Source organism: Duganella sp. sic0402, from assembly GCF_019219065.1.
In the GTDB taxonomy this organism is placed as follows: domain Bacteria; phylum Pseudomonadota; class Gammaproteobacteria; order Burkholderiales; family Burkholderiaceae_D; genus Rugamonas.
On sequence record NZ_JAHUWK010000016.1, the window covers coordinates 1 to 23,464 of the forward strand.

At 59.4% G+C, this 23,464-nt stretch carries 26 protein-coding genes; 19 read left to right on the forward strand and 7 right to left on the reverse strand.

Annotated elements, in window-relative coordinates; genetic code table 11:
• Positions 1-335 precede the first annotated feature (335 nt).
• From KW842_RS25520 to tet, 15 genes are all read left to right on the forward strand, one after another.
• On the forward strand, positions 336-701 hold the full coding sequence (locus tag KW842_RS25520; protein ID WP_218306936.1) for an ATP synthase subunit I: 366 nt from the start codon (positions 336-338) through the stop codon (positions 699-701).
• A gap of 21 nt (positions 702-722) precedes the next feature.
• Positions 723-1,517, forward strand: coding sequence for a F0F1 ATP synthase subunit A (atpB, locus tag KW842_RS25525; protein ID WP_218306937.1), 795 nt, complete (start codon positions 723-725; stop codon positions 1,515-1,517).
• Between the two features lie 60 nt (positions 1,518-1,577).
• The gene (gene atpE / locus KW842_RS25530; RefSeq protein ID WP_090188637.1) at positions 1,578-1,856 is read left to right on the forward strand and encodes a F0F1 ATP synthase subunit C; all 279 of its coding nucleotides are present in this window, start codon (positions 1,578-1,580) and stop codon (positions 1,854-1,856) included.
• A gap of 42 nt (positions 1,857-1,898) precedes the next feature.
• Entirely contained in the window at positions 1,899-2,369 is a 471-nt protein-coding gene (locus KW842_RS25535; protein ID WP_090188640.1) for a F0F1 ATP synthase subunit B, read from the forward strand.
• 2 nt (positions 2,370-2,371) lie between these two features.
• Complete coding sequence (locus KW842_RS25540) at positions 2,372-2,917, forward strand: F0F1 ATP synthase subunit delta (protein ID WP_218306938.1); 546 nt, start codon at positions 2,372-2,374, stop codon at positions 2,915-2,917.
• 72 nt (positions 2,918-2,989) lie between these two features.
• Positions 2,990-4,531 (forward strand): F0F1 ATP synthase subunit alpha, encoded by a 1,542-nt coding sequence (gene atpA, locus KW842_RS25545; protein ID WP_218306940.1) that lies wholly within the window; start codon positions 2,990-2,992, stop codon positions 4,529-4,531.
• A 61-nt stretch (positions 4,532-4,592) separates the two neighbouring features.
• Entirely contained in the window at positions 4,593-5,468 is an 876-nt protein-coding gene (gene atpG, locus KW842_RS25550) for a F0F1 ATP synthase subunit gamma (protein ID WP_218306941.1), read from the forward strand.
• Positions 5,469-5,498: 30 nt separating this feature from the next.
• Positions 5,499-6,899, forward strand: a complete 1,401-nt coding sequence (atpD, locus tag KW842_RS25555) for a F0F1 ATP synthase subunit beta (protein ID WP_092280724.1) — start codon at positions 5,499-5,501, stop codon at positions 6,897-6,899.
• 58 nt (positions 6,900-6,957) lie between these two features.
• On the forward strand, positions 6,958-7,380 hold the full coding sequence (locus KW842_RS25560) for a F0F1 ATP synthase subunit epsilon (protein WP_090188658.1): 423 nt from the start codon (positions 6,958-6,960) through the stop codon (positions 7,378-7,380).
• A 282-nt stretch (positions 7,381-7,662) separates the two neighbouring features.
• On the forward strand, positions 7,663-8,772 hold the full coding sequence (locus tag KW842_RS25565; protein ID WP_218306942.1) for a hypothetical protein: 1,110 nt from the start codon (positions 7,663-7,665) through the stop codon (positions 8,770-8,772).
• The gene (locus KW842_RS25570) at positions 8,772-9,887 is read left to right on the forward strand and encodes a hypothetical protein (RefSeq protein WP_218306943.1); all 1,116 of its coding nucleotides are present in this window, start codon (positions 8,772-8,774) and stop codon (positions 9,885-9,887) included. Before KW842_RS25565 ends, KW842_RS25570 begins: the two co-directional genes overlap by 1 nt.
• An 87-nt stretch (positions 9,888-9,974) precedes the next feature.
• Positions 9,975-10,601 (forward strand): hypothetical protein, encoded by a 627-nt coding sequence (locus KW842_RS25575; protein ID WP_218306944.1) that lies wholly within the window; start codon positions 9,975-9,977, stop codon positions 10,599-10,601.
• 68 nt (positions 10,602-10,669) lie between these two features.
• Complete coding sequence (locus KW842_RS25580) at positions 10,670-12,109, forward strand: CsgG/HfaB family protein (protein WP_218306945.1); 1,440 nt, start codon at positions 10,670-10,672, stop codon at positions 12,107-12,109.
• 77 nt (positions 12,110-12,186) lie between these two features.
• Complete coding sequence (locus KW842_RS25585; protein WP_218306946.1) at positions 12,187-12,471, forward strand: hypothetical protein; 285 nt, start codon at positions 12,187-12,189, stop codon at positions 12,469-12,471.
• Positions 12,472-12,566: 95 nt separating this feature from the next.
• Positions 12,567-13,757 carry a Tet(A)/Tet(B)/Tet(C) family tetracycline efflux MFS transporter gene (tet, locus tag KW842_RS25590; RefSeq protein WP_218306947.1) on the forward strand — a complete coding sequence of 397 codons (1,191 nt, stop codon included), beginning with the start codon at positions 12,567-12,569 and terminating at the stop codon, positions 13,755-13,757.
• A gap of 20 nt (positions 13,758-13,777) precedes the next feature.
• Here tet and KW842_RS25595 read toward each other — a convergent pair whose 3' ends face one another.
• Positions 13,778-14,629 carry a PhzF family phenazine biosynthesis protein gene (locus KW842_RS25595; RefSeq protein WP_218306948.1) on the reverse strand — a complete coding sequence of 284 codons (852 nt, stop codon included), beginning with the start codon at positions 14,627-14,629 and terminating at the stop codon, positions 13,778-13,780.
• Positions 14,626-15,456, reverse strand: a complete 831-nt coding sequence (locus KW842_RS25600) for a helix-turn-helix domain-containing protein (RefSeq protein WP_218306950.1) — start codon at positions 15,454-15,456, stop codon at positions 14,626-14,628. Before KW842_RS25600 ends, KW842_RS25595 begins: the two co-directional genes overlap by 4 nt.
• A gap of 78 nt (positions 15,457-15,534) precedes the next feature.
• On the opposite strand from KW842_RS25600, the gene KW842_RS25605 reads away from it, so the two are divergent.
• Both KW842_RS25605 and KW842_RS25610 read left to right on the forward strand, forming a co-directional pair.
• The gene (locus tag KW842_RS25605; protein ID WP_218306951.1) at positions 15,535-16,164 is read left to right on the forward strand and encodes a glutathione S-transferase family protein; all 630 of its coding nucleotides are present in this window, start codon (positions 15,535-15,537) and stop codon (positions 16,162-16,164) included.
• Complete coding sequence (locus KW842_RS25610; protein ID WP_218306952.1) at positions 16,161-16,865, forward strand: CPBP family intramembrane glutamic endopeptidase; 705 nt, start codon at positions 16,161-16,163, stop codon at positions 16,863-16,865. Before KW842_RS25605 ends, KW842_RS25610 begins: the two co-directional genes overlap by 4 nt.
• Here KW842_RS25610 and speD read toward each other — a convergent pair.
• From speD to KW842_RS25635, 5 genes are read right to left on the reverse strand one after another with little or no spacing between them, the layout of a single operon-like run.
• A complete protein-coding gene (gene speD, locus KW842_RS25615) occupies positions 16,798-17,196 on the reverse strand; it encodes an adenosylmethionine decarboxylase (RefSeq protein WP_218306953.1) in 399 nt (132 codons plus the stop codon). The genes KW842_RS25610 and speD overlap by 68 nt on opposite strands.
• Positions 17,193-17,372 carry a hypothetical protein gene (locus tag KW842_RS25620; RefSeq protein ID WP_218306954.1) on the reverse strand — a complete coding sequence of 60 codons (180 nt, stop codon included), beginning with the start codon at positions 17,370-17,372 and terminating at the stop codon, positions 17,193-17,195. The genes speD and KW842_RS25620 overlap by 4 nt, the downstream gene beginning before the upstream one ends.
• Positions 17,369-18,838: a DUF4178 domain-containing protein gene (locus KW842_RS25625; RefSeq protein ID WP_218306955.1), complete on the reverse strand. Its 1,470-nt coding sequence runs from the start codon at positions 18,836-18,838 to the stop codon at positions 17,369-17,371. The genes KW842_RS25620 and KW842_RS25625 overlap by 4 nt, the downstream gene beginning before the upstream one ends.
• A 6-nt stretch (positions 18,839-18,844) precedes the next feature.
• A complete protein-coding gene (locus tag KW842_RS25630) occupies positions 18,845-19,873 on the reverse strand; it encodes an SPFH domain-containing protein (protein WP_218306956.1) in 1,029 nt (342 codons plus the stop codon).
• A 12-nt stretch (positions 19,874-19,885) separates the two neighbouring features.
• Positions 19,886-20,272 (reverse strand): DUF350 domain-containing protein, encoded by a 387-nt coding sequence (locus KW842_RS25635; RefSeq protein ID WP_218306957.1) that lies wholly within the window; start codon positions 20,270-20,272, stop codon positions 19,886-19,888.
• 50 nt (positions 20,273-20,322) lie between these two features.
• Here KW842_RS25635 and KW842_RS25640 point away from each other — a divergent pair, with 50 nt between their 5' ends.
• Together KW842_RS25640 and KW842_RS25645 are read left to right on the forward strand one after the other, a co-directional pair.
• Entirely contained in the window at positions 20,323-21,834 is a 1,512-nt protein-coding gene (locus KW842_RS25640; RefSeq protein WP_218306958.1) for a polyamine aminopropyltransferase, read from the forward strand.
• Entirely contained in the window at positions 21,834-23,456 is a 1,623-nt protein-coding gene (locus KW842_RS25645; RefSeq protein ID WP_218306959.1) for an NAD(P)/FAD-dependent oxidoreductase, read from the forward strand. Before KW842_RS25640 ends, KW842_RS25645 begins: the two co-directional genes overlap by 1 nt.
• The last annotated feature ends 8 nt before the right edge of the window (positions 23,457-23,464 follow it).

Genomic DNA, 23,464 nt, shown 5'->3' on the forward strand with positions numbered 1-23,464 from the left:
AGGCAGGGGTACCAATCTGACCCACGGGCTCAATGGCCCAAATTCCGATCGGCATCACCCTGCCTGGCCGCCTCTACCACTTTATCCGATGATGGGGCGGTATGCTCAATATACGAGTTCTGCCAAATGTACATGAGTTCGTGTACGTTTGGCGGAACTGACCCCGGATTGGTATCTGATTCCAACTTGGTGCAAAGACGGTTGAAATGTTTCTAAAAGCGTCTCATTCGTGCACTAAACGCTCTGCTGCGGTGCAGCATGTTTGACGTGATACATGAAAGACACATATAATCACGCGTCTTTTGAGGTTTAATCGGTTTTTAAGGAGGCTCGCAGTGAGTAATTCGACGAGCATCTCGAAGCCGGTGTACCGCATCGTCGCCCTCCAGTTCGCCATCGCCACTGGATTCGCCTTGCTCGCCTGGAATATCGGCGGAGTAAACAAAGCTTGGTCGGCCGCCTATGGCGGAGCAATCGCAGTCATCGGGAGCCTGATGTACGCGATGATTGTTGCGGGCGGAACAAATGATGCCAAAAAAGCCTTTCGCGCGCATGTGCGCGCCGAAGTGACAAAGATTTTTATCACGGTAGTGCTGTTCATTGTCGCACTAGCGTTGTTTCAGTCGGCCGCATGGTTATGGCTGATCTTGGGTTTCGCGGTGTCGACCTTCGCTTATTGGCTGGCATTGCTCGCAGTTTAATCACCAAAATCTTATACTTTTATGACCACTGAACACGTAGGGCACGAAGCGCCCACAAATATTGAGTATATTCAGCACCACTTGAGCCACCTGAAGTCGGCCGACGGCATGTTTAACCTGGACACGTTCTGGGTTTCGGCCATTCTGGGCCTGGTTTTCCTCGGTGTGTTCTACATGGCATCGCGCCGCGCCACCGCCGGCGTACCGGGCAAGCTGCAAAACTTCGTCGAAGCCGTGATGGAACTGGTCAACGACGTGGTCAACTCGGCGTTCCACGCCAAGAGCAAGGTGATCGCCCCGCTGGCGATCACCATCTTCTGCTGGGTCTGGCTGCTGAACGCCATGGACTTCCTGCCAGTCGACCTGCTGCCTAAAATCCTGAGCTTCTTTGGCGTCCACAAGCTGCGCGTCGTCCCGACCGCCGACGTCAACCACACTTTCGGCATGTCGTTCGGCGTCATGCTGTGCATTATTGGTTTCTCGATCAAAGCCAAGGGTCTGGGCGGCTGGGGTAAAGAGCTGCTGACCGCGCCGTTCCATGCGCATGGCTTCATGGCCATCATCCTGGCGCCGGTCAACCTGGCCTTCCAGTTGATCGAGTTGCTGGCCAAGCCACTGTCGCTGTCGCTGCGTTTGTTCGGCAATATGTATGCCGGCGAACTGCTGTTCATCCTGATCGCTCTGCTGCCATGGTGGGCACAGTGGCTGCTCGGTGGTCCGTGGGTGATCTTCCACATTCTGGTGGTGACCCTGCAAGCGTTTGTATTCATGGCGCTGACGGTTGTGTATCTGGCCATTGCGGTTGAGAAGCACTAATTATTTCGTTTTTAACCTTTTAGTATCTGTAGTCTTTTTTAAATCTTAGGAGAAATTTCAATGCAAGCTCTGATCGCACAAGTACAAAGCATGACCGTTCTGGCAGCCGCTATCATCATCGGCCTGGCCGCTATCGGTACCGCTCTGGGTTTCGCCATTCTGGGCGGTAAATTCCTGGAAGCTTCGGCTCGTCAACCAGAACTGATGCCACAACTGCAAACCAAACTGTTCGTTATCGCTGGTCTGCTGGACGCGATCTCGATGATCGGCGTTGGTATCGCTCTGCTGTACACCTTCAGCAACCCATTCCTGGCCGCTCTGCAAACCGTCGCTCAGTAATCTGCTCCACCCTAGGAGAAACTTTTAGTTAGGAGCATAGGTATGGACATCAATATGTCTCTTCTCGGCCAGATGATCACCTTCGCGGTGTTGGTCTGGGTCTCGATGAAGTTCGTATTTCCATCGCTGAACGCAGCGCTGGATGAGCGTGCCAAGCGCATCGCCGATGGTCTGGCCGCTGCCGACCAGGGCCAGCAAGCCATGGTGGTCGCTGAAAAGCGCGCCGCCGAAGCGCTGTCCGGTGCACGCGAAGAAGCTTCGCAACGCGTTGCCGACGCTGAAAAGCGCGCGCAACTGGTAGCGGAAGAAATCAAAGCGAATGCACAAGCAGAAGCCGGTCGCATCATTGCGCAAGCTAAAGCTGAAGCCGAGCAGCAACTGGCGACGGCGCGCGAAGCGCTGCGCGCTCAGGTGGCTGACCTGGCTGTGAAGGGCGCCGAGCAAATCCTCAAGCGCGAAGTCAACGCCTCGGCCCACGCCGAACTGTTGTCGCGCCTGTCTGTCGAGCTGTAATCATGGCAGAAAACGCAACCGTCGCCCGTCCCTACGCGGAAGCCCTCTTCCGCGTAGCCCAAGCAGGTAAGGAATCGTTCACCCTCGCGGCGTGGTCCGAGCTGGTCGCCGAACTGGCGCAGATCGGTGCCCACCCCGAGGTGCAAGCATTTGCCCGCAACCCGAAAGCGTCGGACAGCGATATCGTCGCCGCCTTCAAGGCCCTGGTGAAAACGCCAGTCAACCAGGAAGCCAATAACTTCCTGGCGATGCTGATCGAAAACGGTCGTATCAGTTTGCTGCCGGAAATCGGCGCGCAATTCCTGGCGTTGAAAAACGCTGCGGAAGGCGCTGCGGATGCCGAGATCACCAGTGCCTTCGAGCTGGACGCTGCGCAAGTGAGCGCGCTGATCGCGACGCTGGAAAAGAAATTCAGCCGCAAGCTGAACCCGGTAGTGACCGTGGACCCAGCCCTGATCGGTGGCGTGCGCGTGGTGGTCGGCGACGAAGTGCTGGACACTTCGGTGCGCGCCAAGCTGCAGCAAATGCGTGTTGCACTGGTCGCGTAATCAGCGGCCGGCTTAGAACAGATTCTTCATCTCGCGCAAGCTGAGAGAAACCCTATTTAGGAGTTAGTTAGTATGCAACTCAACCCATCTGAAATCAGCGAGCTGATCAAGAGCCGTATTCAAGGCCTTGATGGTGGCGCTGAAGTACGTAACCAAGGCACGGTGATTTCCGTGGCCGACGGTATCGTCCGCATTCACGGCCTGTCGGAAGTGATGCAGGGCGAGATGCTGGAATTCCCAGGCAACACCTTCGGTCTGGCAATGAACCTGGAGCGCGACTCGGTCGGCGCCGTTATTCTGGGTGCTTACGAGCACATCTCGGAAGGCGACACCGTCAAAACCACCGGCCGCATCCTGGAAGTGCCAGTCGGTCCAGAACTGCGTGGCCGCGTGGTCAACGCACTGGGCCAGCCGATCGACGGCAAAGGCGCGATTGACGCCAAGCTGACCTCGCCTATCGAAAAGATCGCTCCAGGCGTTATCGCCCGTGAGTCCGTGTCGCAGCCTATGCAGACCGGCCTGAAGTCGATCGACGCGATGGTGCCAATTGGCCGTGGCCAGCGTGAGCTGATCATTGGCGACCGCCAGACTGGTAAGTCGGCGGTAGCGGTTGATGCGATCATCAACCAAAAAGGCCAGGGCATGACTTGCATCTACGTTGCAATCGGCCAAAAAGCTTCGACCATCAAGAACATCGTGCGCTCGCTGGAAGAGCACGGCGCGCTGGAGTACACCATCGTGGTGGCTGCTTCCGCGTCGGAATCGGCTGCGATGCAGTACATCTCGGCCTACTCCGGCTGCACCATGGGCGAATACTTCCGCGACCGCGGCGAAGACGCACTGATCGTCTACGATGACCTGTCGAAGCAAGCTGTTGCTTACCGTCAGATCTCGCTGCTGCTGCGCCGCCCACCAGGCCGCGAAGCTTACCCAGGCGACGTGTTCTACCTGCACAGCCGTCTGCTGGAACGCGCAGCGCGCGTGAACGCCGACTACGTGTCCGCCTTCACCAACGGCGCCGTCACCGGCAAGACCGGTTCGCTGACCGCACTGCCGATCATCGAAACCCAGGCAGGCGACGTGTCGGCATTCGTGCCAACCAACGTGATTTCGATTACCGACGGCCAGATCTTCCTGGAAACCTCGCTGTTCAACGCTGGTATCCGTCCTGCGATTAACGCCGGTATCTCGGTGTCGCGCGTTGGTGGTGCTGCTCAGACCAAGGTCATCAAAAACCTGTCCGGCGGTATCCGTACCGACTTGGCGCAGTACCGTGAGCTGGCTGCGTTCGCGCAGTTCGCATCGGACCTGGACGAATCGACCCGCAAACAGCTGGACCGCGGTGCACGCGTGACCGAACTGCTGAAACAGAAGCAGTATTCGCCACTGTCGATCTCGCTGATGGCCGCTTCGCTGTTCGCAGTGAACAAGGGCTACCTGGACGACGTCGAAGTCAAGAAAGTACTGTCGTTCGAAGCCGGCCTGCATGCGTACCTGAAGACCAAACAAGCTGACCTGCTGTCGAAGATTGAATCGTCGAAGCAACTGGACAAAGACGGCGAAGCAACGCTGTCGGCCGCCATTGCCGACTTCAAGAAATCCGGCGCATTTTAAGTTAGCTTGGCGACCTGGGGGTAACCCTGGGTCGCCTTCAGCGCAGAAGGAGTAAGGACTCATGGCAGTAGGCAAAGAGATACGTGGCAAGATCAAAAGCGTAGAAAATACGAAGAAGATCACCAAGGCGATGGAAATGGTTGCCGCATCGAAAATGCGCAAAGCGCAGGATCGCATGCGCGCCGCCCGTCCCTACAGTGAGAAGATTCGTAACATCGCTGCTAATCTGGCCAACGCAAACCCAGAGTACACGCACCCATTCCTGGCCGATGAAGCCAAGGATGCGGCCAAGGCGATTGGTTTCATCGTGGTCACGACCGATAAAGGTCTGTGCGGCGGCATGAACACCAATATCCTGCGTCTGGTGACGAACAAATCGCGCGAGCTGGAAGCAGCCGGCAACAAGATTGCTGCTGTTGCGATTGGTAACAAAGGTTTGGGTTTCCTGAATCGCGTCGGCGTTCCGGTGGTTGCGCAAGTAACCCAGATCGGCGACACCCCGCACCTGGAAAAACTGATTGGCCCCGTCAAAGTCATGCTGGAAAAATTCCAGAGCGGCGAGGTGGATGCGGTTTACCTGTGCTACACCAAGTTCATCAACACGATGAAACAGGAGCCAGTGGTTGAACAACTGCTGCCGCTGCCTGCTGCGAAGAAACAGGCTGACGCAGGTAATCACAACTGGGATTACATCTACGAGCCAGACGCAGCAACCGTGATTGACGAACTGCTGGAGCGCTATGTAGAAGCGCTGGTGTACCAGTCGGTAGCGGAAAACCTGGCGTCCGAGCAATCGGCGCGGATGGTGGCGATGAAGGCGGCAAGCGACAACGCAGGTAGTGTGATCGGTGAATTGAAACTGATCTACAACAAGACCCGCCAAGCCGCGATTACCAAAGAACTCTCCGAAATCGTCGCCGGTGCGGCAGCGGTTTAAACGAATTTAACTATATTTGAAGGAACGAACATGGCTGATGGCAAAATCGTTCAGTGTATCGGCGCGGTGGTTGACGTTGAGTTTCCACGCAACGCAATGCCCAAGGTATTTGATGCCTTGAAGATGGAAGGCTCCGAGCTGACGCTGGAAGTACAACAACAATTGGGTGACGGTATTGTGCGTACCATTGCTCTGGGTTCGTCGGACGGTCTGCGTCGCGGCATGCAAATCCAGAACACCGGCAAGCCAATTATGGTGCCAGTGGGCAAAGCTACCCTGGGCCGCATCATGGACGTGCTGGGTAACCCGATCGACGAATGCGGTCCGGTCGCTCACGACCAGATCGCTTCGATCCACCGCGCGCCACCTGCATACGACGAGCTGTCGCCATCGCAGGATCTGCTGGAAACCGGTATCAAGGTGATTGACCTGGTTTGCCCGTTCGCTAAAGGCGGTAAAGTCGGTCTGTTCGGCGGTGCAGGTGTAGGCAAGACCGTGAACATGATGGAACTGATCAACAACATCGCTAAAGCACACTCGGGTCTGTCCGTGTTTGCCGGTGTTGGTGAGCGTACCCGTGAAGGTAACGACTTCTACCACGAAATGGCTGACGCCAAAGTGGTTGACCTGGAAAACCCAGCCAACTCGAAAGTGGCGATGGTCTACGGTCAGATGAATGAACCACCAGGCAACCGTCTGCGCGTCGCGCTGACCGGTCTGACCATGGCGGAAGCGTTCCGTGATGAAGGCAAAGACGTTCTGTTCTTCGTCGACAACATCTACCGCTTCACCCTGGCCGGTACCGAAGTATCCGCACTGCTGGGCCGTATGCCTTCCGCAGTGGGTTACCAGCCTACCCTGGCCGAAGAAATGGGCCGTCTGCAAGAGCGTATCACCTCGACCAAAACCGGTTCGATCACCTCGATCCAGGCCGTTTACGTGCCAGCGGATGACTTGACCGACCCATCGCCAGCGACCACCTTCGGTCACCTGGATTCGACCGTGGTGCTGTCGCGTGACATCGCCTCGCTGGGTATCTACCCTGCGGTGGACCCGCTGGACTCGACCTCGCGTCAGCTGGACCCGCTGGTCGTTGGCCAAGAGCACTACGATACCGCGCGCGCTGTTCAGGGCACCCTGCAGCGCTACAAAGAACTGCGTGACATCATCGCGATTCTGGGTATGGACGAGCTGGCTCCGGAAGACAAACTGCTGGTCGCGCGTGCACGTAAGATGCAGCGTTTCCTGTCGCAGCCATTCCACGTTGCTGAAGTGTTCACCGGCGCGCCTGGTAAGTACGTGTCGCTGAAAGACACCATCAAGGGCTTCAAGATGATCGCCTCGGGCGAACTGGATCACCTGCCAGAGCAAGCGTTCTACATGGTCGGCACGATCGAAGAAGCTATCGAAAAAGCCAAGAAGCTCAACTAATTAGTTGAGTTGTTCGCCCCGGTCGCAAGGCCGGGGCGTTCCACCCGATAGGACACACATGGCAAACACTATTCACGTTGACGTGGTATCGGCAGAGGAGTTGATCTACTCTGGCGAAGCCGAATTCGTCGCGTTGCCGGGTGAGCAGGGCGAGCTGGGTATCTACCCTAAGCACACGCCGCTGATTACCCGTATCCGTCCGGGCGCGGTGCGCATCCAGATCCCAGGCAAGTCGGAAGAAGAGTTCGTCTTCGTCGCCGGCGGCCTGCTGGAAGTGCAGCCGGGCACGGTAACGGTGTTGGCAGATACCGCGATTCGCGGTGCGGATCTGGACGAAGCCAAAGCGGCAGCGGCCAAGAAACGCGCTGAAGAAACGCTGGCCAACAACAGCTCCGGCATCGACTACGCGAAAGCGCAAGCCGAACTGGCAGCGGCCATCGGCCAGCTGGCAGCAATCGCCAAGCTGCGCGACAAGCGCTAAGCAACGCAGCAAGCAACACAGCAAAAAAGGCAGCTTCGGCTGCCTTTTTTTATGCTCAGACGTTTTCGCACTGCTGTGACAATTGGTTAGTTTTATTGCGATGTCAATATGCAATAATTTCCGAAAATAAATTAATATCTGCCGGAAATTTTTACGGTTCATCCGAAATTTTCACTCTGCAGAGCTGTATTTCGGAGAGTTTCATTGGCCTATCGTCGCGCTGTTGTCCATCGTACCTGCCTTGCATTGCTTTTTTCCCTGACGTCGCTTCTAGCCGCACCCGTGTGGGCGCAAGCGATCACGTTTGCCGGTTTCTCGTTTGCCGGCGACTATGCCACCGTGGGCGAGCGCTTCCCTAACGCTGCTCGCATCGAGAAGGCGATGAAAGCGGCCGATCCGGCCCAGTCGCTGTCACGTATCACCATCGAGCGCGCTTACGCGGCCGAGCATCCGGCGCTGGAATACGCACCGCGCGATACGTTGATCAATCTGAAAAGCGCCGATCAGGCGCTGATGGCGGTGCTGGTGTTGACCGGAGAAACGGTCTCCACCGAGCACATTGGCAACTACTACAAGACCTTTGTCAGTTTGCGTGCCGACACGCTGATCTTTGACTACAAGAGCAAAAGCGTGGTGCGCAGCTATCCGGTCAGCGTAGTGGTCTTTGACGCCAGCGCGCAGCCACCGACGCCAGCCATGGTGGAGAACTATGTCAAAGACTTGCTGCTGCGTACCGATAATGGCGGCTTGCTGACGCAGTTTACCCGCCGTCTGGCGGCAGCGCGCCTGCCTGCGCCTGGCACCAAGACCATCCAGGTACGCCACGCGAAGCTGACGCCGGAAGCGATGAGCGTTATGCCGGCCGCGATCCGTGGCAATCCGGAACTGGCAGGACAGATGGTGTCAGATGCGTTCGGCTCGATTCTGACTGCACGCCTGGGCGTGTCGCTGCTGCCAACCGGCATGGGACATGCGCTGGGTTCGATGTCGTTCCGCCTGGATAACGGCGACGCACTGGATCTGAAAGTCGGTGAGGGCGATTACCTGTTCGATGTCGCGCTGAACAAGTTCGCCAAAATCAAAACCGGTGAAAACAATGTCGGCGCCTCGTATGTCTACGGCGTGTACGGCAATATTCGCTTCTTCGAGCCGGCGCTGAATACCGACTTTGTTCATTCCGATCTGAAAAATGGCGAGGTCAAAGTGGTGCCTGCCAATCAGCTCGACCTCGATGACTTTCCTGCTTACGAAGCCGCGTTACGTGGCCTGTTCCTGAAGTTTTCCGATGCGCTTGGACAGGGCGACCTGAAATGGATCACTACGGCGGCAGCAGCCAAGGACATCACCAAGCAAGTCGAAGCATCCCGTGCAATTTTAAAGGCTACTAAATAATGAAAAAAATTCTGCTGTTGCTGATTACCTCGCTGCTGTCATTGTCGTCGCAAGCGCAAGTTGTGAACGCAAAAGGCGTGGGCACCGTCAGTTATGCCAACGTGGTCAGCCAGGCTGACAAGGATCGCGCCTACCGCTCGGCCCAAGTGGCATCGATCGAGCGCTACTTCGCCGAAGCCGGTGAAGCCGAAGCGGAAAACTTCGATGCCATCCAGTCCAAGATTGAGGAGAACCTCGACAAATTCATCATGAGCACCACGGTGCTGAATGAACAGGATCAGCCTGGTATGCGCAAATATTCAGTGGCTGTCCGCACCGAGCTGAATGTGGCCAAGCTGCGCATCGCTTTGCGTAGCGCCAGCAAAGCTAGTCAAGCTGGTCCGGCGGGCAATTCGCCGATGGTATATGTGTTCCTGGGCCGTGAAGTGGCGGCCGTCAAATCGTTCGATGATCGCGTCGTCAAGCGTGCCGAGGTCAAGCTCGACAGTGATGTCAAAGCCAGCGGCACCACGCGTGGCAGCGAGGGTGAAAATATCCAGGGTAACAATATCTCCACCAGCGCATCGAAGCAAAAAACCAGCAAGGTGTCGGTCAATCAGAGCATCAATGTGGAAACGGGTGGCAGCACCAATCGCAAGTCGGATGAGACTTCCTACCGCATGCTGTCGATGGCGAGCCACAAGACCGCTGTGACCAGCGTGTTCTCGCAATCCGGCTTCCAGGTGGCCGATCCGGACTTCGTGCTGGCTGATGGCGACATGAAATCGGTCAACGCCGACTTTTCCAAGGGCAGCGACCTGACCCCGTCGACCATGCGCGCGCTGGTGCTGTCGTTGCGCAAGGCCGGTGTGCCATTGTTCGTGCTGGCGACCTTTGATGTTGGCGTCGCCGCACAAGACCCATCCACCGGCTTGCAACGTGTGGCAGTCACGGTAACTGGCCGTGTGCTCGATGTCAGCGGCGCGCTGCCGCGTGAAGTGGCGTCGGTGCCGCCAGTGCAGTACTTTGCCGTCGCGCCTGACAACGCCATTGCCACGACCAAGGCACTCAAAGATGCATCGCTGCTGGCTGCCAAGGAAATCGTCAGCCGCCTGAACGCCGGTGGCATTCACTAACGACGCTGTTGTTGCAGGCAGCTGACTGTCGATACGCTGCCTGCCTGTTTGATCGACCATCTCTCTAAATAAGAAAAGGCACTCTTTATGAAAAGTTCTTACGTCAAAGCCATCGCTGGCGTCACCCTGGTACTGGTCTCCGGCATCGCCTCGGCGCAACTGGGCGGTTTGGGCAAGAGTCTCGGCATTGGCGGCGGCAGTAGCGGTGGTGCGACTGCGGAGCAGATCGTCGCCAAGTACGTTGGCGGTACGCAAAGCGTGATGCGCGCTGACGCCAATATGCTGGCGGCAGTCGGCTTGAAGGATGAGGCGGAGAAAGCCTCGGTGCAAGCCAAGAATCTGACGGAAGGCGCCACGAAAAATTCGCTGGAAGAAGCCAACGCGGTACAGACTGCCAGCAGCAAAGCGCTGGAAGAAAAACTGAGTGGCAAGAAAATCGAAATGGATGCGGCCAGCAAGAAGCAGTTTGCTGACGGTCTGGTTGACCTGGCCAAGGGTTTGGTGCAATACGTCGGCATGAGCAAAGATGTCTCCGGTTTCAAGCCTAGTGTGTCGTCTATCGGTAACGCGGCCGGTTCCGCGCTGTACGTGGTTAAGGGTCTGCCGGACTCCGTCAAGAATCTCGGCCATACGCTGAAAATGGCAATCGACTTTGCCAAAGCTAACAACATTCCCGTACCTAAAGAAGCCAACGACGCAACTGCGTTGCTGTAATCGCTGGTGTTCATGGAGCAGGGCGCTTGGCGCCTTGCTCTTTTTTATTTTGAGGAAACGTACCGCCGATGAAAAAATTAGCGATGGTTAGTCTGTTGTGCCTGGGTTTGGTGGCATGTGGAAAAAAAGAAGAAGCAGCACCGGTTAAGGAAACACCTGCCGCCGGTCCTAATCTGACCCAGGTGCCGGACGTGGGCAAGGTCGAGCAGGTGGATGTCAGCGCCAGCGGCAGCGGCATGACGCCGGGTGCTGCGATTAACGATGCGCTGAAAACCGCGATCATGCAGGTCAATGGCACGACGGTCAACGCCAGCTCCGCCAACCTGAACACCTTCTCACAGGTGACCGCCAATTTGGACGTGGAAACCTCGGATGGTAGCGATAGCCTGAAGGCCACGGCTACCGTGCAGGGCAGCCACTTTGCAGAACAGATCGTTACGCAATCGAAAGGGCTGGTGTCGTCGTTCAAGGTGGTGAAGGTGACTGCGCCTGCCAGCAAAGGCGGCCTGTACACGGTGGATATCGCAGCCAAGATTGCCAAGTTTAAAGCACCGGCGGACAGCGGCAAGATCAAGATTGTCGTGGCGCCATTGCGCTCTGACCGTAGCAGTTTCAATATCGGTGGCCGCAATGTGCCTGCATCCGAGGTGTTGAATGGCCTGCGCCAGCAGATCATCGATAGCTTGTCGCAGAGCGGTCGTTTCACCGTGCTGGATCGTCAGTTTGAAGGCGAATTGCAAAGTGAACTGGACATGATCAGTTCTGGTCAGACCGTGAATACCGACTTTGCCAAGCTGGGCCAGGCGTTGAGCGCCGATCTGGTGTGGGTTGGTGTGATCAATAATCTGAGCTACGAGAAACACGCGCGCAAGTTGCAAACCTCGGATCGTGAATTGGTCAGCTACTCCGGCGGCTGGTCGGTCTCGCAGCGTATGATCAACCTGGCGACACGCCAGATTCTGCAATCGGCGACGTTGCAAGGTACTGCGCCATCGATCGCACCGACCACCTTGAGCCAAGGTATCGATGAAGGCGCAACGCTGCGCAATATGCAGGCCGAGATCGTCAAACGTTCGTCGGAAGCGATTCTGTTGCAGACTTTCCCGATTAGCGTCGTGGAACGCGACGGCATCAATGTCGTGCTGAGCCAGGGGGGTAGCTCGGTGGTGGAAGGTGCACGCTATAAGATCTATTTGCAGGGCAAGGAGATCAAGGACCCGCAGACTGGCCAGTCGCTGGGAAACATGGAATCGGTCTGCTGCGAAGTGGTGATTAATCGGGTGACGCCTAAGCTGTCCTACGGCGTGCTGGAAAACGTTGGCGCCAAACTGGATGGCGTAGCGCCCGGTGCTTTGCAGCTGCGCGAAGTAGTGACTGTTAAGCCGGTCGCAGCCAAGGTAGAAGCTGATACTCCGGCAGCAGCTGACAAGCCGAAGGCTGTAGCAAAAGCTGCTGCTGCTAAAGCTGCGCCGGCAGCCAGCAGTGAGCCGAAGAAAGAAGACTGGTAGTTCTTAATTTTGCCCCGTTGTGGAAAAGGCAGCTGCGGCTGCCTTTTTTGTGGCCCTATCCCATACTCATCAAAATAATGAAAAAATTACTCTCTTATGCAGCACTCACGCTGATATTGGCTGGTTGCGCTTCCAGCGGTCCGATTGCAACCGGCAAGGATACCTATATGTTGACGAAGACCAGTGCTGGAGGCGTATTCGTGAGCGGCGCTACCATCAAGGCCGATTTACTGAAAGAGGCAAATGAATTTTGCGATCAGAAAGGTGGCGCACTGGCTTTGCTGAGTAGTGACGCCAAGAACGCGATCCCGTTTGCCCGTATGCCATCTTCCGAAATTCATTTCGAATGTGCGAAAAAATAGCAACGTAATAGCACTACTTGAATGTGATCGCCGGCACATCTTAAGAGAGGTGGCGCTTCTATAATCTGCGTCCATTTAATCAAAACAATAAGAAGATGAATCGTGCGCTTGCCATTATTTTTGCCACCGTCGTATTGAGTGCGGTGGGGATCGGGCTGACCATGCCCATCATTCCGCAGCTGATGCGCGAGGTTGGTCATACTACCGATCTGGGCTGGAAGTTCGGTGCTTTCACCGGACTGTATGCGCTGATGCAGTTTATTTTCTCGCCGATACTCGGCGTGCTGAGTGACCGCTTTGGCCGTCGTCCGATACTGTTGCTGTCGCTTGCTGGCGCGGTGGTGGATTATCTGTTCATGGCGATGGCGCCGTCGTTGGCGTTGCTGTTTGCCGGCCGGGCGATTGCCGGCATCACCGGCGCCAGCATGGCTGTCACCTCCGCCTACATTGCCGACGTCACGCCGGAAGATCAACGCGCGCGCCGCTACGGCCAGCTGGGTGCGTGCTTTGGTATCGGCTTCATCATCGGCCCGGTGATCGGCGGACTGCTCGGCGCCTATTGGTTGCGTGCGCCATTTCTGGCCGCCGCTGCGATGAATGCGATCAATCTGCTGCTGACCTGGTGGCTGGTGAAGGAGTCGCATACGCGTAGTACGGACGCGACTCCGGCTTCTTACAACCCACTGGCTAATCTGCGCTGGGCCGCCAGCTTCAAGGCGCTGCTGCCACTACTGGGAGTCTACGTGATATTGGTGCTGGTCGGCGAAATCGGCGGGACCATCTGGGTGCTGTATGGCGAAGACAAATTCTCCTGGGATGCACTGACGATCGGCATCTCACTGGCCGGCTTCGGGGCGTTTCACGCCTTGGCGCAAGCCTTTGTCGCCGGCCCGATCGCGGAGCGTTGGGGCGAACGCCGCGCGATGTTGATCGGCATCGTCTCCGACGGCACAGCGTATGTGCTGCTGGCGCTTGCCACCAGCGGCTGGGTGGCGTTTGCCTTGATGCCTTTGTTCTGCGTTGGCGGGATTGGCCTGCCGGCCTTGCAGTCACTGGTGTCGGGCAGCGTTGGATCTGATCAACAGGGAAAATTGCAGGGTGTGCTGGCAAGCTGCGCCAGCATTGCGTCGGTGATCGGACCGGTCGGCATCAGCGCGCTGTACTTTGCCTCACGCGGTGCTTTCCCTGGCCTGGTGTGGCTGGTCGGCGCCGGCTTGTACACACTGTGCCTGCCGGTGCTGTGGCGTAAAGCGACGACCGCCCCAAACTCTGCTATTCCTGAGTAGCGCTTAGTACGACCACTGCGTCAATCCCCGGACGCCAGCGTGCCGTCGATGACCGTGACGGAGTGACCGCCTATCCACGGCTCGCCATCGAGATAGCGTACCGTCACCCGGCCATCACGGCCCAGCGCCGTGCCCTGGCGGGCGCGATAGTCTTCTGGTGGCAGCAGGCGTGCGATGCAGGCGTTGGCGCTGCCGGTGACCGGATCTTCGATCTGGATGCCGTTCTCGAGGAACAGCGCGCGGACTTCGTAGTCCGCCGGGCCGCCGGCAGGGTGTGGTGCATAGACTGCGACGCCATTGCTGGCGGTACGCCGCATCAGCTCATCCAGCGCGAGCGCGTCAGGTATCACGGCCAGGCAGTCCGCCGCCGTCTCCAGCCGCACCACCAGCCAGCAGATGCCCATGTTGGCGACCACCGGCGGATGAGCATCGTCCAAGGCGGGCGAACCCAAGGTTTTCCGCAGCAGCGGCAGCAGCTCGCTGTCCATCGCATCGAGCCGGGCTGATGGTGCGCGGAAGGCCAGGCCGCCATCGTCAGCGATCCGCACGGTGACCAGGCCGACGCCGCATTCCTGCACCAGCACGCCCGGCGTTTTCGCTTTCAGTCCCGCCTCCAGCAAGGCATGCGCGGTGCCCAAGGTTGGATGGCCGGCGAAGGGGAACTCTTCCTGCGTGGTGAAGATGCGCACGCGATAGTCGGCGTTGGTATCGGTGGCCGGCAGCACGAAGGTCGTTTCAGACAAATTGGTCCAGCGCGCGATGGCTTGCATCTGTTCTGTGCTGAGTCCTTCCGCATCCAGCACCACGGCCAAAGGATTGCCTTTGAACGGCGTGGTGGTGAAAACGTCGACTTGTTTGAAGCGGCGCATCATATCGGGTCCTTGCAGCTGCGGCGGTAGTCGGCGGGGGGCTTGCCGACCAGCTTTTCAAAGTCGGTGGTGAAGTGGGCCTGATCGTAGTAGCCCAGTTGCTGGGCCAGCGCGGCCAGGTCGATGTCGCTGCCTTTGGCCAGCAGGTCGGAGGCGTCCAGCAGGCGGTTGCGGCGGATGACCCATTTGGGCGTGGCGCCGACGTAGTCCTTGAACAGCATCTGTAGCTTGCGTACGCCGATGCCGACGTGGTCGGCCAACTGCTGCACCTGCGTGATATCGGCATTGTGCTGGATCGCGTCCAGGATGAAAGCAATGCGTTCGGTCTGCGGATCAACCGCCGGCAGGGCGGTGCGGATGATGGCGCTGGCGGCAGCCACCATGCCCGCGTCGTCAGGCGCGCCGAGCACGCGCTGTTCGGCCTCGGCGTCATCGCAATCAAAGATGGCGGACAGCGGCAGCTCGCGGTTGGTGGCGGTCTGCACCGGCTGCCGCAGGAAGCCGCGAAACGCGCCCGGCCGGAAGCGCAGGCCCAGCACACGGCCGCTGCCGCGCAGCGTGTATTCAAACGCCCCCGTCACCACGCCGAACACCGCCGTGCGGCCGGCGTCGAACACCACATGGATGCAAGGCGAGGGCAGGGTACGCTGCACATGCGTCACGCCATCCGGCAGCGTCCACGCCACCAGCCAGAAGTGCTCTACAAAAGGCGCCAGGTCAGCCTCCGGCAGATAGCGTTCCAGCCGGAATATCTTCTCCCCAGCCGCCGGATTAACCACACCGCGGGTAGGACGAGGTACACTTTGCGGCGTTGTCTGCAGGGTTGTCATAAGGCGTTCGCGTTTTTACAAGACCCCCATCTTAGCAAGAGTTATCGTGAGTTTTTCACCACCACCCAGGAGAAACGCATGAATCAGCAACTGACCTTGTTCCACTGCCCGTACTCGCGCTCGACCGGCGTGCTGACCTTGCTGGAAGAACTGCACGCGCCTTACCAGCTGCATGTGATGAACATGAAGAAAGGCGAGAACCGCGAAGCCGCTTACCTGGCCGTCAACCCGATGGGCAAGGTGCCGGCGATTCGCCACGGCGACGCTGTCGTCACTGAGCAGGTGGCGATCTATCTGTACCTGGCTGACCTGTTCCCCGAGGCGAAGCTGGCGCCGCCGCTCGGCGATCCGCTGCGCGGCCCCTACCTGCGCTGGATGGCCTTCTACGGCAGTTGTTTCGAGCCAGCTATCGTTGACCAGTGGATGAAGAATAAGCCGGCCGACAAGCAAGCCTGCCACTACGGCGATTTCGACACCATGTTCAACACGCTGGTCGAACAGCTGGGCAAAGGCCCTTATCTGCTGGGCGAACAGTTCAGCGCGCTGGACGTGTTGTGGGGCACTGCTTTCGGCTGGATGCTGATGTTCGGCATCCTTCCCAAGCTGCCGGTGATCGAACAGTACGTGGCGCGCGTGAACAGCCGGCCAGCCGCCATTGCCGCCGCCGAAAAAGACGCGGCGCTGGCCGCGCAACAGGCCGCCGCATGATCGCAGCCATCGCCGGTCTGCTGTTGGCGATGGGCTTGACGTCGCTGTTTGCCTTTCTCAAGCGTGGCCGGCCCGGCCCCATCGAACCGCGTTCGCACTTGCTCAAGGCCTGGGGCGGCTGCCTGGCCGTGCTGGCGGTGCTGCTGCTGTGGGAGCAGCGCACGCTGGCCAGCATCGGCATCGTGTGGGGGAATTATCTGGCGTGGCTGATCGGCGCGGCACTGGGGATGACGATTTTAAGCACCTCGGTGATATCGGTGATCCAGGCCAGCAAGGGCGGCAAGGCGGCTGTGCCGGCCGACTCGGAGGCGGGTCTGATGCGCTTGCTGGCCACACCTGCGTGGTTCCGCTGGGCGGTGGTCATCACCGCCGGGGTCACTGAGGAAATCATGTTCCGTGGCTATCCGATCGAACGCCTGTATGAACTGACCGGCAGCCTGTGGATCGCCGCACTGGTCCCGCTGACGGTGTTCACGCTGGCACACCTGGGCGGCTGGTCATGGGGGCATCTGATCGGCGTGATGTTCGGCGGCAGCCTGCTGACTGGCTTATATCTGTGGCAGCGCGACCTGGTCGCCTGCATGATCGCGCATGTGCTGATCGACGCGCTGATTATCTTCCTGCCTGCGCTGCTCAGGAAACTGGCGGCCCGCGCCGTGCCGTATGCACATGAGCAGACTGAGGCTGCAAAGCCTTCTTGATGATAGCGAGCGCTAACTCAGGCTGCGCGCTGCCGCACATGAAGATATCGGCCGCAGCAAAGCTGCATTCCGGCCAAGTGTGTATCGTAATGTGCGATTCGGCCAGCAGCACCACGCCGGTCACGCCCTGGCCTTCGCCAAACGCATGAAAATGACTGAACAGCACACGCGCGCCCGCAGTTTCGGCGGCGCCGCGCAGCAGGCTTTCCAGCGCCGCGCAGTCGCTTAATTTTTCGGCAGCGATGCCATTCAGGTCGGCCAGCACATGCGTGCCGGACGGCGCGTGCGCCACCGGCGCCGCCGCATCGGCCGGCAGGGATTCACGCTTCACTTGTGGCCTCCGCCGCCCGAACCGCCGCCCCAGCTGCCACCGCCACCGCCGGTGTGCGAACTCCAGGCGCTGCCGCGAAGGCCGCTGCCCGAGCTGCTGCCGCCCGCCATGCGCGTCCAGCTGCTGCCGGCGCTGAACAGCACGACGATGATGGCGTAGATAAAAAATCTATTCATGCTTGGTCATTATTATCAAGGAAGGTCGCCGGCAGGTAGATGGCCAGCGCGGCGATCGCGCTCAGGAACCAGGTATTGGAAAAATTAAACAGCAGCGGAATCGCATTCACGGCCAGCATGAACCAGATGATGTATTTGGCGGCGGTGCGATGGCGGTTGTTGGCAAATGGCTTGTTCTTTGACGGCGATTTCACGCGGCCCTTGAAGGCCGCGCCAAACCACTGCGCCAGCTGGTCGGCCGACACCGGCGCGGAGCGCGACCAGGTCATTTCCTGCGGCGTGGTTTCCGCCGCCAGGCGCAGCTGGCCGGCCTGGAATTCCTCCACCTGGGTTTTGTCGCCGACGCTGACGCGCCAGTTGAACGCCCCCACCGCGTAGGTCACCACCGCGCCGTAATCGTACAGGCGCGAAAACTGCACTTTATCCACAAGCACCGTGGCGGCGCCCGGCGTGTACGTCAATGGCCAATCCGACAGCACATTGGCGCCGGACCAGCCTTCGTCCGTCTCCACCAGCCAGGAGAAGCCGGCGCGCGGACCATACATCAGGTATTCGTTCCATTGCGTGCCCTCGTCGTCGGCACGGCGCATCATGCCGATGATGGTGAAGTCCTGGTTGTTGATTTTGGCGGTGGCGCCCAGTTCGATGGTCAACGGCACAGCGGCTACGCGCTCACCGGCGGCCACCACTTGCGCCTCCGGGCTGGCGGCGTCGATTTGCGTGGCGCAGGCGGGGCAGACCAGGTTGGCGGTCACGCCGGGCAGGTATTTGATCGGACTGCCGCAGGACGGGCAGTCGAGCGCATCGAGCTTGCCGCGATAACGGCCGGCCGCGCGCTGGATGGTGTCGTCGTCGCGCAGCAGCTGGCATTGCAGGCTGTCCAGCGTGACCGCAATGCCGGTGTAGACCACCGGCTGCGGGCCATCCGAATAATCGAGGGTGATGAATTCCGCACCACGGCGGAAATCCGCCACGCGCGCCTGATAGCCATCGCCGACCTTGAAGGGCAGCTCGCCCTGACCGCCGACGCAATCGGCCACGCGCACTTCGGCTGCCGTGTACAGGCCATTGCCGATCTGGTAGCTGCGGCCCGGCACCAGGTCGTCAAAAGGCAGGGGCTGCGGCTCGCCCTGGTATTCGGCGGTGATGGTGTACATGCCGGACGAATCGCCCAGCCACGAGGTTTTGCCGTCGTCAAAGAACAGGAACCACTCGTTCCACATGCCGGCGGAATAGCGTAGCTGGATGCGCCCGACCACTGTGAACGGCCGGCCGCCCAGCACGCCGGCGGTGCCGATCTGGATCGGCGAATAGTCCTCCAGCACGGACGACATCTTGCCCAGGTCTTTGACGGCGTCGGCGTCCTTGAGCACGCGCGTGCTGCAATACTCGCACACCGCCATGACCGAGGCGTGCGAGCGGAATTTGACTTCCGCACCGCAGCTGGGACAGGAAACGATTTGCATGCAGTGTTAGCCGATCAGTTTTTTCAGTAGTTCTGCCTTGCTGCTGTCGTAGTCGGCGGCCGAGATCAAGCCTTTGTCGAGCAGTCCTTTGAGTTTTTCCAGGCGCGCTTCGATGGAGTCCTCGGCCGCTGCTGCTGCAGGGGCGGCGGCTTGCGGCGCCAGCGTGCTGCCCAGCGTCTGACCGATCACCTGGCCGACCGTCATGCCCGCGCCCAGACCGGCGCCGATGCCTGCCAGGCCGCCTTCATTGCCGGCCGCCAGCGGAATCGAACTGGCCACCTGGTACTTGGTGAAGCCAGCCATCTTGTCCGCGCTCATGCCGCCCTTCATGCCGGCCGAGATGCGCTCGTCCAGCGCCGCTTGCAGTTCTTCCGGCAGGCTGACGCTGGCCACGTTGAATTCATCCAGCGCGATACCGTAGCGCGCGAATGCGGTGGTCAGGTCGCCCTTGACCTGCTGCGCCATCAAGGCCTGGTTGGCGGCCATATCGAGGAAGGGCACTTGCGACGCGCCCAGCGAGCTGGCCATGGTCGCCATCAGGATGCCGCGCAGCTGGTCTTCCACCTCGTCGCGGGTATAGATTTCGCGGGTGCCGCTGATTTCGGTGAAGAAGGCGCGCGCATTGGTCACGCGGTAGGAATACATGCCGAAGGCACGCACCCGCACCATGTCGAAGTCCTTGTCGCGGATGGTGATCGGCTGCGCCGTGCCCCATTTGCGGCCGGTCTGCACGCGGGTGCTGAAGAAGTAGACATCCGACTTGAACGGTGAGTCGAACAGCTTGTCCCAGTTTTTCAGGTTGGTCAGCACTGGCAGCGTGCGCGTGGTCAGCGTGTGGGTGCCGGGGCCGAACACGTCGGCCACCTGGCCTTCGTTGACGAACACCGCCACCTGCGATTCACGCACCACCAGCTGGCCGCCGTTCTGGATCTCCTGGTCCGCCATCGGATAGCGCCAGGCCAGCACGCCTTCGCTGTCCTCGTTCCATTGCAATACATCGATAAACTGCTTCTTGATAAAGCTGCCGATACCCATGATGGTCCTCGCTTAGGAAATGCAGGCGCCGTTGATCACGCCGATGGAAATGGAAATCGCGCTCAGCAGGCCGCCGAACGCCGTGTTGTTGGCTTCAATCTGGTCTTTGGACATATTTAGCACGCGCGTGGTGATCGCATACGCCAGTCCCTGTATCACCATGGCGCCGAACGCCCAGGCGAGGAACTGCTGGTAATCCAGTGTATGCATCAGCGCCGAACCGATGGTGATGGAAAAACCTATCAGCGCCCCGCCCAGCGATAGCGCCGCCGCCTGATTGCCGGCGCGGATCAGCTTTACCTCGTCGTAAGGCGTCATCCAGGTGTAGGCTTTAAAGAACACCGCCAGCAGCAAAGCAGCCAGTAACAGGTGTATCAGATAGTTTAGGATGGCGGGCACGGCGCACCTTCAGGTAAAGTTATTACTTGATAATAATGCAAACGAGCTAAATGAACAAAAAGATTCTCATCCTGTCCGTGTTTGTGGTGGCGTCCTGTGGCCTGGCGTATGAATTGATCGCCGGCGCCTTGTCCAGCTATCTGCTGGGCGACTCGGTGCTGCAGTTCTCCACCATTATCGGATGCTACCTGTTTGCGATGGGCGTGGGCGCGCATTTCTCCAAGTACGTAAAGGACGAAGACGTGCTGGCGCGCTTTGTCGATATCGAGCTGGCGGTAGGCCTGGTCGGCGGCCTGTCGGCGGCGATTTTGTTCATGACGTTCTCGTGGATGGCGGCGCCGTTCCGCACCATGCTGTACACCATGGTGTTCCTGGTTGGCGCCTTTGTCGGCATGGAAGTGCCGCTGGTGATGCGCGCGCTGAACCAGCGCCAGACCGCCTTCAATGAATTGGTCAGCAAGGTGCTGACGTTTGATTATCTGGGCGCGCTTGCGGTGTCGGTGCTGTTCCCGCTGGTGCTGGCGCCGACGCTGGGCCTGGTGCGTACCGGTTTCCTGTTCGGCATGCTGAATGTGGGCGTGGCCCTGTGGACAATCAGCGTGTTTCGCACAGAACTGAAAAATGTCACCGGCCGCATGCTGCGCGCCAGCGCGGTGCTGTGTGTGCTGGTGGTCGGTTTTTCATTTGCCGACAAGCTGACGCACTGGGGCGAGCATGGGCTGTTTGGCGATGAAATCGTCTACGCCACCACCACGCCGTATCAGCGGCTGGTGATCACTCGCTGGAAAGACGACACGCGGTTGTACATCAACGGCAATCTGCAATTCTCCTCGCGTGATGAATACCGCTATCACGAGGCGCTGGTGCATCCGGTGCTGGAGACGCTGCCGTGGGCGAAGCGGGTGCTGGTGCTGGGTGGCGGCGACGGCCTGGCGCTGCGCGAGATCCTGCGCTATCAGCATATCGAACACGTTACGCTGGTCGACCTGGACCCGGCCATGACCACCGCCTTCACGCAGCGCGAAGAATTGGTCAAGCTGAATAACGCTTCCTTCAGCGACAAGCGCGTGCGCGTGGTTAACGCCGATGCGGCGCAGTGGCTACAGCATAACGACGATATGTTCGATGCGGTCATCGTCGACTTTCCCGATCCCTCCAGCTTCGCTCTGGGCAAGCTGTACTCGGTGCCGTTCTACGGCATGGTGCGCAAGCATCTGGCGGCGAATGGCCTGATGGTGGTGCAGTCGACGTCGCCGTTCTTTGCACCGCACGCTTACTGGACTATCGATGCGACGCTGCGCGAGGTGGGCATGAAGACTTATCCTTATCACGCCTATGTGCCTTCGTTCGGCGAGTGGGGCTTTATTCTTGCCACGCCGCAGGCCACGTACACGCCGCCGGTCAGCTATCGTCTGCCAATGCGCTACCTGAATGCCGACACCACGCGCGAGATGTTCATCTTCCCGCCGGATATGAAGCCGCTGCCGATGCAGCCGAACCGGCTCAACACCCAGTCGCTCGTGCATGAATTCGAGCAGGACTGGCGCCGGGTGATACGCTGATGCTGCGCCGTTCTTTCCTGGTCTGGGCTGGCGCCACTGGCGCCACGGTGGCTGGCAGCGGGCTGGCGTTCCAGCGCTGGCAGGAGATTACGCCGACACTGCATTACGTCGGCCGTGACGAGGGCCACTTCCTGCGCGACAAGCGTGCGTTGCCGCCGCCATCGCAAGTTATCCACACCGATGTCGCGATTCTCGGCTCCGGCGTGGCCGGCCTTACCGCCGCGTGGAAGCTGAAAAAACTGGACAAGACCGATGTGCTGATGATCGATGGCCCGCAGCCATATGGCAACGCGGCTGGCGGCGCTTTTGGCGAATACGAATACCCGACCGGTGCGCACTATCTGCCGCTGCCGTCGCCCGAATCCACGCATGTGCGCGAGATTCTGGCGGACCTGGGCATCATCCAGAAGGATGCGTATGCAGAGAAGCCTTATTACGACGAGCGCTTCATCCTGCACGCGCCGGAAGAGCGTCTACTGTTCAATGGCCAATGGCAGGAAGGCTTTATTCCCACCGACGGCGTGGCGCAGTGGGAGCTGGATGAGCACAGGCGCTTCTTCGAGGAAGTGCGGCGACTGCGGCAGATGCATGGCGCGGATGGCCGTCGGGTGTTCGTATTCCCGACCGTGATGTCGTCGGAAGATCCGCAATGGCAGGCGCTGGACCGCATCACGCTGAAGCAGTGGATGGATCAAAACGGCTACAAGTCGCCAACGCTGCACTGGTATCTGAATTACTGCTGCCGTGATGATTACGGCACGCGCTATGACAAGGTGTCGGCGTGGGCCGGTCTGCATTACTACTGTAGCCGCTGGGGGCAGGCCGCGAATGCGGGCGATGGCGCCTGGCTGACCTGGCCGGGCGGCTTGCAGCCGCTGGCTGCCGGTATCGAGAAGCTGGCAGCGGTCAAGCGCATGGCGGGCACCACGGTGTCGCTGAAAAAAACGGCAGACGGTGTCGAGGCGCTGTGCTTCAAGCTGGAAAACGGCCAGCCGACCAGCTATCTGGTGCGCGCGCGCAAAGCTATCTGCGCGATGCCGGCTTATGTGGCGGCGCGGGTTGTGGATAACATCGGCGAATACGGTTTCGACGCGGCGAAGCATGCGCCGGAATATGCGCCGTGGATGGTGGCGAATTTCCTGCTCAAACGCTTTCCGGAAGAATTGCAGGGTGGCGTCAACCCGCAGCCGCTGTCGTGGGATAACGTGGTGTACAGCGAGCCGGGACTGGGCTATGTGGTGTCGACGCACCAGGATATCCGTGTGCAGCCGCCGCAGAAGACCGTGTTCAGCGCCTATGTTGCGCTGTCCGACCGCAAGGCCAGCAGCGCGCGCGGGTGGATGGCATCGGCCAAGCCGGAAGAACTGCTGGCGCTGGCCAGCGCCGATTTGAAGACCGCCTACGGAGGCCAGCTTGCGTCCTGCATCGAGCGGGTCGACATTACCTTGCGCGGTCATGCGATGGCGGTCCCGTGGCCCAATTTCCGCAGCAACGCCGGCATGAAGGCGCTGCGCGAGGTGGATGGCCCTATCCTGTTCGCGCATGCCGATCTTTCAGGCTTCTCGGTATTCGAGGAAGCCGCCTGGTGGGGCATCCGCGCGGCACAGCTGGCGGCAAAGTGATATGCTAA